Origin of the sequence: Sorangium sp. KYC3313 (genome assembly GCF_052075895.1) — a bacterium.
In the GTDB taxonomy this organism is placed as follows: Bacteria; Myxococcota_A; Polyangia; order Polyangiales; family Polyangiaceae; genus Sorangium; species Sorangium cellulosum_B.
This window is the reverse complement of the sequence record NZ_CP197255.1, coordinates 8328225-8345318: the sequence shown is the minus strand read 5'-3', so window position 1 is coordinate 8345318 and position 17094 is coordinate 8328225. Positions and strand designations below refer to the sequence as shown.

Sequence of the window (17094 nt, the reverse complement as noted above, 5' to 3'; positions counted from 1 at the left end):
CCGAGATCCCGCGCGACCGGTGGGACCACCGCGCCTATTTCGACGCGGAGCGAGGGAAGCCCGGAAAGAGCTACAGCAAATGGGGTGGCTTCCTGGAGGGGATCGACCAGTTTGATCCGCTCTTCTTCAACATCTCGCCGCGCGAAGCGCAGCTCATGGACCCGCAGGAGCGGCTCTTTCTCCTGTGCGCGTACCAGACGCTCGAGGACGCGGGCTACACGCGCGATGCGCTGAGCGGGCCCGCGGTCCGCGGCCGCGTGGGCGTGTTCGCCGGCGTGATGTACGAGGAGTATCACCTGTACAGCACGCCGTCGGCGGAGGTCGCCCAGCCCTACATCCCCGGCGGCACCTTGTCGTCGATCGCGAACCGCGTCTCGTACTTCTGCGACTTCCACGGGCCGAGCCTGACGATGAGCACGATGTGCTCGTCGTCGCTCACCGCGATCCACCTCGCCTGCCAGAGCCTCCAGCAGGGCGAATGCGAGCTGGCGCTCGCGGGCGGCGTGAACGCGTCGATTCACCCGAACAAATACCTCGGCCTCAGCCAGGGGCAGTTCGTCTCCAGCACGGGGCGGTGCGAGAGCTTCGGCGCAGGCGGAGACGGCTACGTCCCCGGCGAGGGGGTCGGCGCGGTGCTGCTCAAGCCGCTCTCCCGTGCGATCGCCGACCGCGACCACATCTATGGCGTGATCAAGGGGACCAGCATCAATCACGGCGGCAAGACGAACGGCTACACCGTGCCAAACCCCACGGCGCAGACCGACCTGATCCTCGCAGCGATCGAGAAGGCGCGGGTCGATCCCCGCGCGATCAGCTACGTCGAAGCGCACGGGACGGGGACGAGCCTCGGCGACCCGATCGAGATCGCCGGGCTGAGCAAGGCGTTCCAACGGGCGAGCGGCGAGGCGATCGTGCAGACGTGCGCGATCGGCTCGGTGAAGTCGAACATCGGTCACTGCGAGAGCGCGGCGGGCATCGCTGGCGTGACGAAGGTGCTGCTCCAGCTCAAGCACCGTCAGCTCGTCCCGAGCCTGCACTCGCGAACGCTGAACCCTTACATCGATTTCGGCAGCACTCCGTTCCGCGTGCAGCAAGAGCTCGAAGCGTGGCGGCGGCCGCGCCTGCGCGTCGACGGCGTCGAGCGCGAAGCCCCCCGGATCGCGGCGATCTCTGCATTCGGGGCGGGCGGATCCAACGCGCACTTGATCATCGAAGAGCACGTAGAGCTCGACGACGCGCCGACGTCCGTCAGCGACGCCCCGGTGGTCATCGTCCTTTCGGCGGCGACCGAGGCGCAGCTCCGCGCGCAGGCGCGCAACCTCCTCGCGGCGATCCGGCGCGAGGGGTACACGCAGCGCGATCTGCCGTCGATCGCGTACACGCTCCAGGTCGGCCGCGAGCCGATGCAGGAGCGGATGGCGACGACGGTGACGACGATGTCGTCGCTCCTCGAGCGCCTCGAGCGCGCGTGCTCGGAGCCGCCCGACCTCGGTGACTGGGTTCGAGGCGTGGCGGAGGGCCGCGGTGAGCTCGTGTCCGTCTTCGCGCAAGACGACGATTTCCGCGGCCTCGTTCGCGCGTGGCTCGAGCGAGGGAAGCTCTCCAGGCTCGTCGAGCTCTGGGTCAAGGGGCTCACGTTCGACTGGGACCAGGTGCCGCCGGCCGGCGTCCGGCCGCGACGCGTGAGCCTGCCGCCGTACCCGTTCGCGATGAAGAGGTACTGGGGCCCGTGGCCGGCGCCGAGCGCGGCCCCTCCGGCGGCGGCGCCGAGCCGGCCGGCTTCACCTCCTACCTCGATCGCGCTGGCTGGCGCGGACGCGGCGGTCCGCTCCGACGCGGCGAGCCCGCCGATCGCCCGGAGCGCGCCCAAGGAGCGCGCCGCGGAGATCCGAGCCGACGCGGCGCCGATCTCGCTCGTGGCGCTCGTTCCGCCCGCTGCCATGGACACCGCCGCGTCCTCCGCGGCGCGCAGCGCGCCCGTCGCCATCTCGCTGAGCCCGCTCCGCGCGGAGCCTGCTTCCGCCGCCGTGGCTCGCCGCGCTTCGGACGAGCCGCCTGCGTCCGGCGGAGAGCCGCTGGCCGGTCGGTTGCGCGCCAGCCTTGCGCGCGCCCTGTGCACGGACGAAGCGGACCTCGATCAGGACGCTGTCTTCAACGACCTTGGGCTGGACTCGGTCATCGGCGTAGAGTGGGCGCGGTCGATCGAGCGCGAGCTCGATGTCCCCCTCACCGCGTCGACGCTCTACGACCACCCGACGCTCACCCGGCTATCGGCGCACGTGTCGGGCCTGATGACGTCGGCCCGCGCGGACCTGCGAGCCGCGCCCGGGCCAGCGCCTGAGGTCCCCGAAGCGCCCGCGAGCCCGGCGCCGCCCGCGCGTGGCGCCCAGCATGAGATCTCGATCCCTGAGGTCGCGCCGCGCCCGGTGGAGGAGCTGGTGGCGGGGCTGACGCAGACGCTCGCCGCCGCGCTGTACGCGGACGCGTCCGACATCGATCCGGACAGGCTCTTCGTCGATCACGGCGTCGACTCCGTCATCAGCGTCGAGTGGGTGCGCCGGATCAACGCGACATTTCACCTGGATCTGAAGGCGACGGTCCTGTTCGACCACCCGACGATTCACCAGCTCGCCGAGCACCTCGCGACGCTCGACGCGACCGCTGTGCGAGCCGCCGTCGACGGTATCTCCGCGGCGGAGCGCGCCGGCGCGCACGAGAGCACGGCGCGGCGTGAACGCGAAGGCGCAGCCGAGCGCGAGGCCGCGGCGCGGCGTGCGCGCGAAGACGCCGCAGAGCGCCAGGTCGCGGCGCGCCATGAGCCCGAGGCCAGCTTTGAGGTCGAAGCGCGCCGCGCGTCCGACGCGGTCGCGGGCGTCGCGGTCCGCGAGCGCGTCATCGCGGCGGGACCGGGCGAGGCCGCGTGCAGGATCGCGGTGATCGGCGCGTCGGGGCGGTACCCGAGAGCAGGAGATCTCGACGAATACTGGAGCAACCTCGCCAGGGGCCTCGACGCCGTGGCAGAGGTGCCCGCGTCGCGATGGAGCGTGGAGCGCTACTACGACCCCGCCGTGCCCTCCACGGGGAAGGTGTACTGCAAGTGGCTCGCGGCGCTCGAGGACGTCGACCGCTTCGATCCGCTGTTCTTCAACATCAGCCCGGCGGAGGCCGATCTGATGGACCCGCAGCACCGCCTGTTCCTCGAAGAGAGCTACAAAGCCTTCGAGGATGCGGGGTATTCGCCGTCGCGCTTGGACGGCGCGCGCTGCGGCGTCTACCTCGGCATCATGGGGAGCGAGTACACGCAGATCGTCGCGCAGAGCGGACGCAGGAGCGCGACCGCGAACAGCGCCGCGATCGGTGCCGGGAGGGTCGCATATCACCTGAACCTGAAAGGACCTGCGATTCCTGTTGATACGGCGTGCTCGTCGTCGCTCGTCGCGATTCACCTGGCCGTCCAGGCGCTGCGGGCGGGGGAGATAGAGATGGCGCTCGCGGGCGGGGTCACCCTCTACCTGACTCCGGACGCCTATATCGCGATGTGCGAGGCCGGAATGCTGTCGCCCGACGGACGCTGCAAGACGTTCGACGAGACGGCGAACGGCTTCGTTCCAGGCGAGGGCGTCGGCGTCGTCGTGCTCAAGCGCCTGCCGGACGCCGAGCGCGACGGCGACTTCATTCACGGCGTCATCATCGGCTCTGGCGTCAACCAGGACGGCAAGACGAACGGCATCACCGCGCCGAGCGTGCAGAGCCAGACCGCGCTCCTGAAAGACGTCTACGCGCGCTTCGGGATCGATCCCCGGACCATTTCGTACGTGGAGACCCACGGCACCGGCACGAAGCTCGGCGATCCGATCGAGCTCGCGGCGCTGTCGGCCGCCTTCGGAGCGCGCGACGGGCACCGTTGTGCGCTCGGCTCAGTGAAGAGCAACGTGGGGCACACCACCGCCGCGGCAGGCGTCGCCGGTGTCCACAAGGTGCTCGCCTGCATGCAGCACGGGCGGCTCGTCCCCACGCTGCACTTCACCCGACCCAACAGCCATTTCTCGTTCGAGGATTCGCCATTTTACGTCAACACCGAGGTGAGGCCCTGGGAGCGGGACGGTGCTTCCCCGCGGCGCGCGGCGGTCAGCTCGTTCGGCTTCAGCGGGACGAACGCGCACCTCGTGATTGAGGAGTACGTCGCCCCGACGCGGCGGCCCGGACGGCGCGTCACGCCGAGCAGCCCGGCGCTCGTCGTCCTCTCGGCCAAGACCGAGGCGCAGCTCCGGACGCTCTCCGGCCGGCTTCGAGATGCGCTCTCGTCGCCGCGTTGGACCGACGACGACCTCCTGGACATCGCGTACACGCTTCGCGTGGGGCGCGCGCACCTCGAGGAGCGGCTCGGCATCGCCGCCAGCTCGCTGGACGCGCTGCGCAGCGGCCTCCGCGCGTTCCTCGACGGCGGCCCGCTCTCGCCGAACCTGACGCGCGGGCGGGCGAAGAACGCTCGTCCGGGGGGGGCGGCGCGGCGGGAGACAGCGGGCGGCGCCACACCGACGGAGCTTCTCGCGCGCTGGGTCGACGGCGGCGCCTGCGCGTGGAGCGAGCCGTACGGCGACGGAGCCACGCCGCAGCGTGTGCGGCTGCCGACCTATCCGCTCTCGAGGCAGAGGTGCTGGGTCGACAGCGGCGCCGCGCCGGAGGTGGCGCCGCCGGTGGCGGGCCGCGTAACGCCGCTCGAGACGCTCGCGCCGCGCTGGGAGATCGTGGAGCAGGCGCCGGATCGAGGCGCCGGGCTCGGACCCGAGCGTGGGATCGCCGTCCTCGGTGCCCGGCCCGGCCCGCTCCGAGATGCGCTCGCGGCGCGCGCGCCGCGCGCCCGCTTCGTGGACGCGCCGCGCGACGCGTCGGTCGATGAGCTCGTCGAGGCGCTGCGCGCGGCTCCGATCGACACGGTGATCTGGCTGCTCCCGGAGGAGAGCGCGAGCTCCGTCGCGGCGGAGGAGCACATCGCCGCGCAGTCCGCGGGGGCGCTCTTCGGGTTCCGGTGGATCAAGGCGCTCCTCGCGCTGGGGTACGGCGGGAGACCGCTCCGGATCGACGTCGTGACCTGGCAGACGCAAGGCGTCCACGGCGAGCCCGTGTACCCCACGCACGCGAGCGTGCACGGCCTGATCGGGTCGCTCGCCAAGGAGCTGCGGAGCTGGTCGGTCCGGCTCGTGGACCTGCCGCTCGCCGTGGACCGGGCGGCCCGCATCCTCATCGACTCACTGCACCTCGAGGCGGACCCCGACGGCGACGCGTCCGCGTGGCGCGACGGCCGATGGTACCGGCAGAGGCTCTTGCCGTTCGAGGTCCCCGTCGAGCAGGCGTCGGCCGCCTTCCGTCGCGGCGGCGTCTACGTGGTGATCGGCGGGGCCGGCGGGCTCGGGGAGGCGCTGACCGAGCACCTCGTCCGCGAGTACCACGCGAACGTGGTGTGGCTCGGCCGCCGCGCCCTCGACGCCACGATCGACGCCAAGGCGGATCGCATCTCCCGGCTCGGCCCCCGGCCGGTGTACATCCAGGCCGACGCGGCCGATGCGTCGGCCCTCGCGCGCGCCCGCCGCGACGTGCTGTCCCGCTTCGACCGGATCCACGGTGTCGTGCACGGCCCGCTCGTCCTGAGCGACCGGAGCCTCGCCCGCATGGAAGAGCGGCAGTTCGAGGCGGGGCTCCGCGCGAAGGTCGATACCGCGGTGCGGCTCGCGCAGACGTTCGGCGAGGACGACCTCGACTTCGTCGCCTTCTTTTCCTCGATGCAGACGTTCGTCAAGGCGCCGGGGCAGAGCAACTACGCGGCTGGCTGCGCGTTCAGCGACGCCTTCGCGCAGCGCATGGGCCAGGCGTGGAAGTGCCCGGTCAAGGTCGTGAACTGGGGCTACTGGGGCAGCACCGGCAGCGTCGCGGACGAGGGACATCGGAGACGCATGGCGGGCGCGGGGATCGGGTCGATCGAGCCTGACGAGGGGATGGACGCGGTGGAGACGCTGCTGCGGCTGCCCGTCCGGCAGCTCGCGGTCGTGAAGCGGATCGGGGCGACGGAGCGCTCGGCGGCCGCCGCCGTGGAGACGACGCCGGCGCCGCAGGAGGGGCCGACGATGAGAGCGATGGGGGTCGTGGAGACGACGCTGGCGGCGCAGACGGCGCCCGCCATGGAGGCAATGTGGGCCGAATAACCGTGCTCGCGCCGCCGCTCCCCAGCTCGGAGCAGGACGCGGCGTACGAGGAGATCACGACGCTGCTGCTCGCGATCGTGTGGAGGCAGCTCGACAGGACCGGGCTGCGGCTCACCGGCGACGGCTGGCGCGAGTCGGCGCGCGCCCGCCCGCTGTACGCGCGCTGGCTCGATGAGACCGAGCGCCTCCTCCGCCGCCACGGATACCCGGCCGCGGGAGCGGCCGTCGGCGACCTCGACGCGCTCTGGGCGCGCTGGGAGCGATATCGCACGGAGGGGCGCGTCGAGCAGGCGGGGCTGGTCAAGCAAGCGGACCTGATCCAGGCGACGCTCGAGGCATTGCCGGACATCCTCACCGGGCGGCGCCGCGCGACGGATGTCCTCTTCCCCGGCGCGTCGATGTCGAGGGTCGAGGCGGTCTACAAGAACAACCCGCAGGCGGATTATTTCAATGGCGTGCTCGCGCAGTGCGTCGCGTCGCTGATCGAGGCGCGGCGCACGTACGGCCACACAGAGCCGCTGCATATCCTGGAGATCGGCGCGGGGACCGGCGGCACCAGCGAGGTCGTCTTCGAGGCGCTCAGGCCGCTCCAAGACCTCGTCGGGACGTACACCTACACCGACGTCTCGAAGGCGTTCCTCCTGCACGCCGAGGATGCCTATGGCGCGGGCCGGACCTACCTCCGGTATCGGCTGCTCGACATCCAGCAGCCGCTCGAGGCTCAGGGGCTCTCGCTCGGGACCTACGATATCGTCATTGCGGCCAACGTCCTGCACGCGACGAAAGACATCCGGACGACGGTGCGCCACACGAAGGCGGCGCTCAAGCGCAACGGCGCGCTGCTGATCAACGAGATCGTGGCAAAGAGCCTGTTCGCCCACCTGACCTTCGGGCTCACCGAGGGGTGGTGGCTGGTCGAGGATCCGGAGCTGCGGATCGAGGGGTGCCCGGCGCTGTCGATCGACGGTTGGAACGCGCTCTTGACCGAGGAAGGGTTCGATCGCGTCCGCTGGCCGGCCGCCGAAGCGTCGGCGCTGGGCCAGCAGATCATCATGGCGCGGAGCGATGGGGTGATCCGCCCAGCGTCGGTGCACGCGAAGAAGATCGCGCCGAGCACGGAGGCGCGCCGCCCCGAGGCGCAGGCGCCGGTGCCGCGAGAGCCCGTCAATGTGGGCGACGACGCGCTGGCCGATGAGGTTCGGCGAGCGATCGCCGCGCAGCTTTCGATCAACCTGCGCGTGCCGATCTCCCAGATTGGATATCACGATGCGTTCGGCGATTACGGGGTCGACTCGATCTCGGGCGTGCGGCTGATCCAGCAGCTCAACGGCGCTTTCGGCATCCGCCTCGAGACGACGCACCTCTACGATTTCAGCTCGATCCAGCGCTTGGCCGAGCACATCCTCTCGGCGTGGGGCCCCGAGCTCCGCGCGCGGCGGGCCGCGAACGACGGCGGCCGTGCCGCTGCGAGCGAGCCGCGGCGCGCGTCCTCGATGAACGGCGCCGCTGCCATCGCAGCGTTCGCGAGCACGCCCGACGCGTCCGGGAGCGCGGCGAGCCACGCGCGCGAGCGCGCCGCCGCGTCGACGGCGTCCTCGCAGGGCCCCGCGCCGTCACCGGAGCCCGCCTACCGGCGTGAGCCGATCGCCGTCATCGGCATGAGCGGCCGCTTCGCCGAGGCGGAGGATGTCGACGCGCTGTGGAAGCACCTCGCGGCCGGCGCGGATCTCGTCCGCCCCGTCACGCGCTGGCGGCTGCCGGAGCAGACCGCCACGGGAGAGCCTTTCTGCCGCCACGGCGGGCTCTTGAACGGCATCGACCGGTTCGATCCGCTGTTCTTCAATATCTCGGTCACCGAAGCGACGACGATGGATCCCCAGCAGCGCTTCTTCCTCGAGGAGGCGTGGAAGGCCCTCGAAGACGGCGGCTATGCGGGAGACGGCCTGAGCGGGAGCCGCTGCGGGGTCTACGTAGGCTACAACGTGACGGACTACCAGACGCTGCTCGGTGAGGACGCGCCGCCGCAGGCGATGTGGGGCAACGCAGGGTCAATCCTGTCGGCGCGGATCTCGTACTACCTGAACCTGCAAGGGCCGGCGATCACGGTCGATACGGCCTGCTCCAGCGCGCTCGTCGCGACCCACCTCGCCTGTCAGGGGCTCTGGAACCACGAGACGGAGCTGGCGCTCGCGGGCGGCGCGTTCATCCAGACCACGCCCGGGTTCTACCTCCTCGCGGGGCGCGCGGGGATGCTGTCGCCCTCCGGCCGTTGCTACACGTTCGACGCGAGGGCCGACGGCTTCGTCCCCGGCGAGGGCGTGGGCGTCGTCCTCCTCAAGCGGCTGCGCGACGCGATCGCCGACGGCGATCACATCCACGGCGTGATCTGCGGCTCTGGCATCAACCAGGACGGCAACACGAACGGGATCACCGCGCCGAGCGCTCTGTCCCAGGAGCGGCTCGAGCGGCAGGTGTACGACACGTTCGGCATCCACCCCGAGAGCATCCAGCTCGTCGAGGCGCACGGCACCGGCACGAAGCTCGGCGATCCGGTCGAGTTCCGCGCGCTGACGAGCGCGTTCCGCAAAGACACGGCGAGGACGCGCTTCTGCGCCGTCGACTCGATCAAAGCAAACATCGGCCACACGGCGGCCGCAGCAGGGATCGCAGGGCTGTTCAAGGTGCTCCTCGCGCTCCGGCATCGGCAGCTGCCGCCCGCCGCCCACTACGCCCAGCCGAACCCCGCGATCGATTTCGAGGCGAGCCCCTTTTACGTGAACACGACGCTCACCGAGTGGGGCTGCGACGCGGGCAAGAAGCGCCGCGCGGCCGTCAGCTCGTTCGGCTTCAGCGGCACGAACGCGCACCTCGTCGTCGAGGAGGCCGACCCGGTGCGCCCGCAGCGCGTCGAGCGTCCCGGCCACCTGCTGGTGCTCTCTGCGCGCACGCAGGAGCAGCTCCGGACCCAGGTGCGCAACCTGCTCGACCACGTGGCAGCGCGCCCGCACGCGGACCTGGGCGACGTGTGTTTTACGCTGATGGTCGGTCGGAAGCGCCTCGCACACCGCCTGGCGTGCGTCTCGCGGAGCCTCGACGAGCTCGTCGGCGCCCTGGGCAGGTGGATCGAGAGCGAGAGCGCGCCGGGCGTCCTGACGGGGCACTTCAAGGACAACGAGAGCCGGGAGCGCCCCTCGCTCAGGCGGTATGGCAATCAGTGCATCCTCGAGTGCCGCCGGGGCGAGGTCGCGGGGCGCGACTACATCGAGCGGCTCGAGGTCGTCGGCGACCTGTTCGTCCAGGGGTACGCGCTCGACTACGCGGACCTCTTCGCACCCGGCGCCTACCGGCGCGTGCCGCTCCCGACATACCCGTTCGCTCGCGAGGCGTACTGGGTCAAGGCGCGCGGCCGGGCAGGCGCGGCGTCGGCGCTGGAGGGGGCCACGCAGGCGGAGCGCGCGACGACGCTCCTCGCGCTCCCCGCCTGGAGGGCGCAGCCCGCTGCCGGGGACGGCGCGCGCATGCGCGACGTCGACTTCGCGGCGCACCGGGTGCTCATCGCGGGCGAGCTCCCGGAGGCCGCTCTCCGTGCGCTCCGCGAGCAACTACCGCGCGCGCGCTGCGAGGTCGTGGCGCCGCGGGAGGGCTCGCTCGCGGAGCGGTACGAGCGCGCGGCCGTGGCGGCCCTCCGGAGCGTGCGGCTCGCGCTCGAGGAGGGCGGAGGGCGATCGTCGCTCGTGCAGCTCGTCGTCGCGACCGGCGGTGATCGCCGCGAGGCGTGCTTCGCCGGGCTCTCGGGGCTGCTGAAGACGGCGAGCCGCGAGAACCCGCGGCTCGCGACGCAGACGCTCGAGCTCGGCGACGCAGGCGCGGTCGACGCGCTCCCGCGCGCGCTCCTTGAGGACGCGCGCGACGTCGACGAGCCGGAGCTCCTCTACCGCGACGGCCGCCGGTGGGTGCGGCGGCTCGAGCGGGCCGCGCGTCTCGACGATCCCAGGACGATCAGGGCGCCTTGGCGGGACGGCGGCGTCTACCTGATCACCGGCGGCCTCGGCGGCCTCGGCTACCTCTTCGCCACGGCCATCGCGGAGAGCACGCGAGGTTCCACGCTCGTCCTCGTCCACCGATCCGCGCCGAGCGGCGAGCAGCGAGCCCGCCTCGACGCGCTGCGGTCGCTCGGCGCGCGCGTGGACGACCAGCGACGCGACGTGGGCGACGCGCGGGACGTCGACGGGCTCATCGAGCACGTACGGGCGAGCCACGGCGCGCTCACGGGCGTCCTCCACGCGGCCGGGACGACGCGCGACGCGCTCTTGCCGAGAAAGACGCCGGAGGAGGTGAACGACGTCCTCCGCCCGAAGGTCGCCGGCCTGGTCCACCTCGACGAGGCGACGCGCGACCTTCCGCTCGACCACTTCGTGTGCTTCTCCGCGTTCGCCGGCGTGTACGGCAATCCGGGGCAAGCCGACTACGCCGCGGCGAACGCCTTCATGGACGCCTATGTCGAGTATCGCCGCGGGCTCGTCGAGGAGGGGCGCCGACACGGGACGAGCCTCGCGATCGCCTGGCCGCTGTGGGCCGACGGCGGGATGAAGATGACCGACGCCGGCAAGGCGAGGATGCACGCCGCTGGCCTCCGGGAGCTGGATACGCGCGACGGCCTCGCGGCTTGTTCCGCGGCCGTCGCGCGGAAGAGCCCGCGCGTCGTCGTGCTGACCGGCGACGAGGGCAAGCTCGAGGCGTTCTTCGAGCCCTCCTCGCCGCGCGCGCCGCGCCGACCCGAGCCGACCGGCGGTGTCGCCAGGGAAGGCGCGTCGCTCCTTCATGCGACGCTGGCGCGCCTCAAGGAGCTCCTGGCCGTCGTCACGACGATCGAGGCGGAGCGCATCGACGGCGCCGAGCCGTTCGAGGCGTACGGCCTCGACTCGATCATGATCACCCAGCTCAATCAGCGGCTGGAGGCGATCTTCGGCGGGATCTCGAAGACGCTCTTCTTCGAGCACCGGACGCTCGAGGGCCTGGCGCAGCACCTCGCCGAGGAGCACCGCGAGGCGTGCCAGCGCTGGGCGGGAGGCCCGGGCGACGGCGCGCCGGACGATGTCGCCCGCGCTGAGCCGCGGGGGCCGTCGAGCGCCGCGCAGGAGGCCCGATCCGGCGAGCGCGCGCCGGCGGAGGCGGCGCCGCCTGCGCAGGAGCTCGACGTGGCGATCATCGGACTGGCCGGCCGCTATCCGCACGCGCGCACCCTCGACGAGTTCTGGGAGAACCTGCGCGCGGGGAAGGACTGCATTACGGAGGTCCCCCCGGACCGCTGGCCGATCGAGGGTTTCTATGACGGCGCGGCCGAGTCGTCGCCGGGGAACGGGAAGAGCTACAGCAAGTGGGGCGGCTTCCTCGAGGGATTCGCGGATTTCGATCCGCTCTTCTTCGGGATCTCTCCGGGCGAAGCGGAGAGCCTGGATCCCCAGGAGCGTAGCTTCCTCGAGATCTGCTGGGAGGTCATCGAGGACGCCGGCTATACGCGGCGCACGCTGCAGTCGCGGCACGGCGGCCGCGTGGGCGTGTATGCGGGGATCACGAAGACCGGGTTCGACCTCTACGGGCCTGCGCTCTGGGCGACGGGAAAGGACGCCTATCCGCACACGTCCTTCAGCTCCCTCGCGAACCGCGTGTCGTACCTCTTCGATCTCCGCGGCCCGAGCATCCCGGTCGACACCATGTGCTCGGCGTCGCTGACGGCGATCCACGAGGCGTGCGAGCACCTGAAGCGCGGCGAGTGCGAGCTCGCGATAGCGGGCGGCGTCAATCTCTACCTGCACCCGTCCAACTACGTGATCCTCTGCAGTCACCGCATGCTGTCGCCTGACGGCAAGTGCAGGAGTTTCGGGGCGGGGGCCAACGGGTACGTGCCCGGGGAGGGGGTGGGCGCTGTGCTGCTCAAGCTCCTTCGGCGGGCCGAGGCGGACGGCGATCACATCTACGGTGTCATCAAGGGGACAGCGATCAACCACGGCGGGCGGACACACGGGTACACCGTGCCCAACCCGAATGCCCAGGCGGAGGTGGTCGCGATGGCGCTGGCCCGCGGCCGGATCGACGCGCGCGCGGTCAGCTATATCGAGGCGCACGGGACCGGCACGGAGCTCGGCGATCCCATCGAGATCGCGGGCCTCACCAAGGCATTCCGCGCGAGCGCCGCGGGGCCGCTCACGCGCCGGTGCGCGATCGGCTCGCTCAAGAGCAACATCGGCCATGCCGAGAGCGCCGCGGGCATCGCCGGCGTGACGAAGGTCCTCCTGCAGATGAAGCACGGCCAGCTCGTGCCGAGCCTGCACGCGCGGATGTCGAACCCGAACATCGACTTCGATCGCACGCCCTTCGTGGTGCAGCAGGAGCTCGAGAGCTGGGGGCGTCTCACCCAGGTCGTCGATGGCCGCACCGAGGAGCTCCCGCGGATCGCGGGGATCTCGTCGTTCGGCGCGGGCGGCGCGAACGCACACGTCGTGATCCAGGAGTACGTCCCGGCGCCCGAAGAGCCGGCCGCCGATGGGGAGCAGCCCTCGGCGATCATCGTCCTGTCGGCGCGTACCGAGGCGCAGCTCACGGAGCAGGCGCGGAACCTCCTGCGCGCGATCCGGGTTCAGCGCCGCACCGACGGCGATCTGGCGAGGATCGCCTGGACGCTGCAGACGGGGCGCGAGGCGATGGAGGAGCGCCTTGCGTGCGTGGCATCGAGCCTCGATGAGCTGGTCGCGACGCTGGGAGCGTTCGTCGCGTCGCCCTCAACCGCGCCGGGGATCTATCGAGGTTCGGCGCGGAAGCGAAAGGACCTATCGGCGTTCGCGGCGAACGAGGAGCTACGCGAGGTCGTATCGAGGTGGATCGAGCGGCGCCGCTACGCGCAGCTCCTCGAGCTGTGGGTCAGCGGGCTGGAGGTGGACTGGGAGCGGCTGTACGGCGAGCGCAAGCCGCGGCGGATCAGCCTGCCGACGTACCCGTTCGAGCGGGAGCGTTACTGGCTGCCGCAGGGCGAGGGCGCGGTCGTGGCGGGAGCTGTGCCGCCGGTCGAGGCGTCGTGCGCAGCGGCGTGCGGCGGACGGCTGGAGCAGGGGTCCGGCACGGCCGAGGTGTCGCGAGTGGAGGCGGGCGAGGCTGCGGAGGTGGTGGAGTACGAGGAGGTCTGGGAGCGGCTGGGGTGGGAAGAGCGTGAGCGGCGCCAGGAAGGCGTGCGCTGGCTGGTGGTCGGCGGAGACGAGGCGTGGCGGGCGTCGGTGGTGGAGGCGCTGAGGAGGGAGGAGCCCGGGAGCGAGGCGCTCGGGGTGAGCGTGGGCGGCGCGTACGGGTGGGAGGGAAGCGCGCGGTGCACGGTGCCCGAGGCGAGCGAGGTCTGGTTCCGGTCGGTGTTCGAGCGGCTAGGGGCGTGGGAGGCGGCGCGTGGTGGTGGGGGCCGGCCGTGCGGCGTGGTGTACGCGTGGGGTAGGGGGCTGGAGCGGCTGCGCGGCGTGCACGCGCTGGTGCGAGGCGCGAAGGGGAGCGGAGCGTTGCTGCGCCGTCTCGTGCTGACGGGTCGTCAGGTCCGAGGCGAGGTGAGCGGGTGCTACGACGCGGCGCTGATCGGCGTGGAGCGGTCGCTGGGGCTCGTTTTGCCGGAGCTGAGCGTGGGGGTGGTGCTGGCGGGCGCGGAGGGGATAGAGGCGGGCGCGCTGGCGCGGGAGGTGTGGAGCGGCGGAGTGATCCGTCACGAGGGAGGAGAGCGTCAGCGGCTCGGGGTCCGTCGAGCGCCGCCGAGCGTGAGGAGCGAGGCGCCGCTGCGGGACGGAGGTGTGTACGTGATCACCGGTGGAGCCGGAGGGCTCGGGCGGCTGTTCGCGGAGCACTTGGCGCGGCGCTGCGCGGGTCGGCTTGCGCTGGTGGGTCGCCGTGGACGTGACGAGCAGATCGAGGGTGTGCTGTCGGGGCTTCGCGGCGCTGGAGCGAGGGAAGCGGAGTACTACGAGGCGGACGTTTCGGACGCGGCGCAGATGCGCGGCGTGGTGGCGGGGCTGGAGTCGAGGTGGGGTTCAATCCACGGCGTTCTGCACGCGGCAGGAGTGGAGTCGCGTGGAACATTGTTGGACAAGAGGTGGGAAGAGGTCGAGGAGATAACGCGGCCGAAGATCGAGGGCACGCGGGTGGTGGATGAGGTGACGGCGGGGCATCCGCTGGACTTCATGTGCCTGTTCTCATCGACGGCGGCGTCGCTGGGGGACGGAGGGTCGTGCGACTACGCGAGCGCGAACCGGTTCCAGGTGGCGTATGCGCAGATGCGGCAAGAGCTGAGAGAGAGAGGCGAGCGGAGCGGAGCGACGGTGGCGGTGTGCTGGCCGCTGTGGCGCGCCGGGGGAATGGGCACGAGCGAGCGAGAAGGCATGGGGGTGTACCTGCGGAGCAGCGGTCAGCGTTACTTGGAGAGCGATGAGGGGCTGGAGGCGTGGGAGCGCGCGATGGGCGCGGCCGTCAGCCCGCGGCTCGTGTTCGCGGGGCAGCCGCGCCGCGTGCACGCCTTCCTCTCGCGCATCTACGCTGGCGCGCGCGCAGACGGCGCGTCCACGGGCGGTGAGCTCACCCGCGGCGCGCCGCCGCGCAGGGACCTCCCGGCCCGGCCTGCCGCCGCGCCGTCGACGTCCACCGCGGAGCGCGTCCTGCGCGATCTGAAGTCGTGCGTCGAGGCGGTGTTGAAGATCCCCGCGTCGCGGCTGAGCGAGGACACGAGCTTCGCCGATATCGGATTCGACTCGATCGGGCTCACGCGCGTCGCGCGCCTCCTTTCGAAGCATTTCGGCTTCGAGATCGTGCCGAGCGTCTTCTTCAGCTACACGACGCTCGACAAGCTCGGTGGTCATCTGCTCGAGCAGCACCGCGACGCGCTGGAGCGCCTCTATGAATCCGCACCCCCGCCCGACCCGGGCGCGGCCCGCGCGCCGGAGCGCGACGCCCGCGGGAGCTCGGACGGTCCGGCGGCCGGCGCCGCCGAGCCCGGCCGCGAGCCAGAAGCGCAGCGCCTCCACGGCGCGCGCGCAGCCTCAGCCAGCCAGCCGGCGCTCGCGCCGTCGTCGCCGGACGAGCCCGTGGCCATCATCGGGATGTCGGCGCGCGTCGCGGGGGCCGGTGACGTCGACGAGCTGTGGCAGCTCCTGATCGAGGGCCGCACGCATATCGAGGAGATCCCGGGCGAGCGCTGGGACGCTCGCCCGTACTACGCGGGCCCCGGCGCGCCGGGCAACCGGATCGTCACGAACAAGGGCGGCTTCATCCGGGGGCTCGACCGCTTCGACCCGCTCTTCTTCGAGATCTCGCCGCGCGAGGCGCAGTCGATGGATCCGCGCCAGCGGCTGATGCTCCAGGAGGCGTGGCGCGCGTTCGAGGACGCAGGCTACGCCGGCGACGCGCTCCGCGGTACGCGCGCCGGCGTCTTCGTCGGCGTGGAGGAGGGGGTGAGCGCGCAGGACGGCACGGAGGGGCTCGCGACGAGCCACCACAACGCCATCCTCGCCGCGCGCATCTCCTACGTCCTCGACCTGCGCGGCCCGAACCTGGCCATCAACACGGCTTGCTCCTCCGGGCTCGTCGCGCTGCACACCGCGTGTCAGAGCGTTCGACGCGGCGAGTGCTCGATGGCGCTCGTCGGCGCGGTGAACGTCCTCGCCTCGCCGCTGATGTACGTCGCGCTCAGTCAAGGCGGGATGCTCTCTGCCGACGGCGAGTGCTACGCGTTCGACCAGCGCGCCAACGGGCTCGTGCCCGGCGAGGCGGCCGTCGCCGTGGTCGTGAAGCGGCTCTCTCAGGCCATCACGGACGGCGACACGGTCCTCGGCGTGATCAGGGCCAGCGGCGTGAACTACGACGGCAGGACGAACGGCCTCACCGCGCCGAGCGGCCTCGCCCAGGCGTCGCTCCTCGAGGAGATGTACCGGGACCACGCGCTCGACGTCGAGGACATCACCTACATCATCGCGCACGGCACGGGGACCAAGCTCGGCGACCCCGTGGAGGTGAACAGCTTGATGGATGTCTTCGGCCGGCGCACCAGCGCCCGGCGCTTCTGCGCGGTGGGGTCGGTCAAGCCCAACTTCGGCCACACGTTCGCCGCCTCCGGCCTCGTGAGCCTCGTCGCGATGCTCATGGCGATACGGCACCGGCAGATCCCACCGTCGGCCAACCACGCGCAGAACAACGAGTTCATCGACTTTGAGAAGGGGGCCTTCTACGTCAACGACCGTCCGCGCGCGTGGCTCGCGCGCGGAGGGGCGAAGCGGATCGGCGCGATCAGCGCCTTCGGGATGAGCGGCACGAACGCCCATGTCGTGATCGAGGAGCACGTGCCCGAGGCGGCCGCCGCCGGACACGCGGCGCTGCCCACCGGGGCCGTCGCGATCGTCCCGCTCTCCGCGCGAAGGGTCGACGACCTCGTCGCGTACGCGGAGAGCCTGCGGGTGTTCCTGGCCGACGGCAGGCGCGCCGGCGCGGAGGCGCCCGACCTCGTGAGCGTCGCGTACACGCTGCAAACAGGGCGCGAGGCGATGCGGCACAGGGCGGTCTTCTGCGTCCGCGATCTCGACGAGCTCGAGAGCAAGCTCCGCGCGTATGCGGCCGCGGGGCCCGGGCTCGGCGCGGACGATCGCGACGCGGACGAGCTGGCCGCCCGGTGGGCGCGCGGGGAGGCGGTCGACTGGCGCGCGATGGTTCCAGGCGCGCGGCCGGTGAAGACGCGGCTCCCGACCTATCCCTTCCACGCCGCGACCCGCCTCTCGCCCGCGAACGGCTCGCGCGAGCCGCGGCCGCCTTCCGAGCGCGCCGCGCCGACGCCACGCGCTCTCCACCCCCTGGTTCACCGGATTGTGTCGGTATGACGAGCGGC

Annotated in this window: 2 protein-coding genes (1 of these 2 cut by a window edge); both read left to right on the top strand. The window is 71.8% G+C overall.

From position 1 onward, the window contains the following. A protein-coding gene (locus ACSRUE_RS31870; RefSeq protein ID WP_441286887.1) for an SDR family NAD(P)-dependent oxidoreductase crosses the window boundary here: on the top strand, positions 1–6200 show its 3' portion. 5272 nt of this gene lie to the left of the window's left edge; the window shows 6200 of its 11472 coding nt (coding positions 5273–11472); its start codon lies beyond the left edge, outside the window; it ends in the stop codon at positions 6198–6200. Then, positions 6188–17086 carry an SDR family NAD(P)-dependent oxidoreductase gene (locus ACSRUE_RS31865; protein WP_441286886.1) on the top strand — a complete coding sequence of 3633 codons (10899 nt, stop codon included), beginning with the start codon at positions 6188–6190 and terminating at the stop codon, positions 17084–17086. Before ACSRUE_RS31870 ends, ACSRUE_RS31865 begins: the two co-directional genes overlap by 13 nt. Positions 17087–17094: the final 8 nt, after the last annotated feature.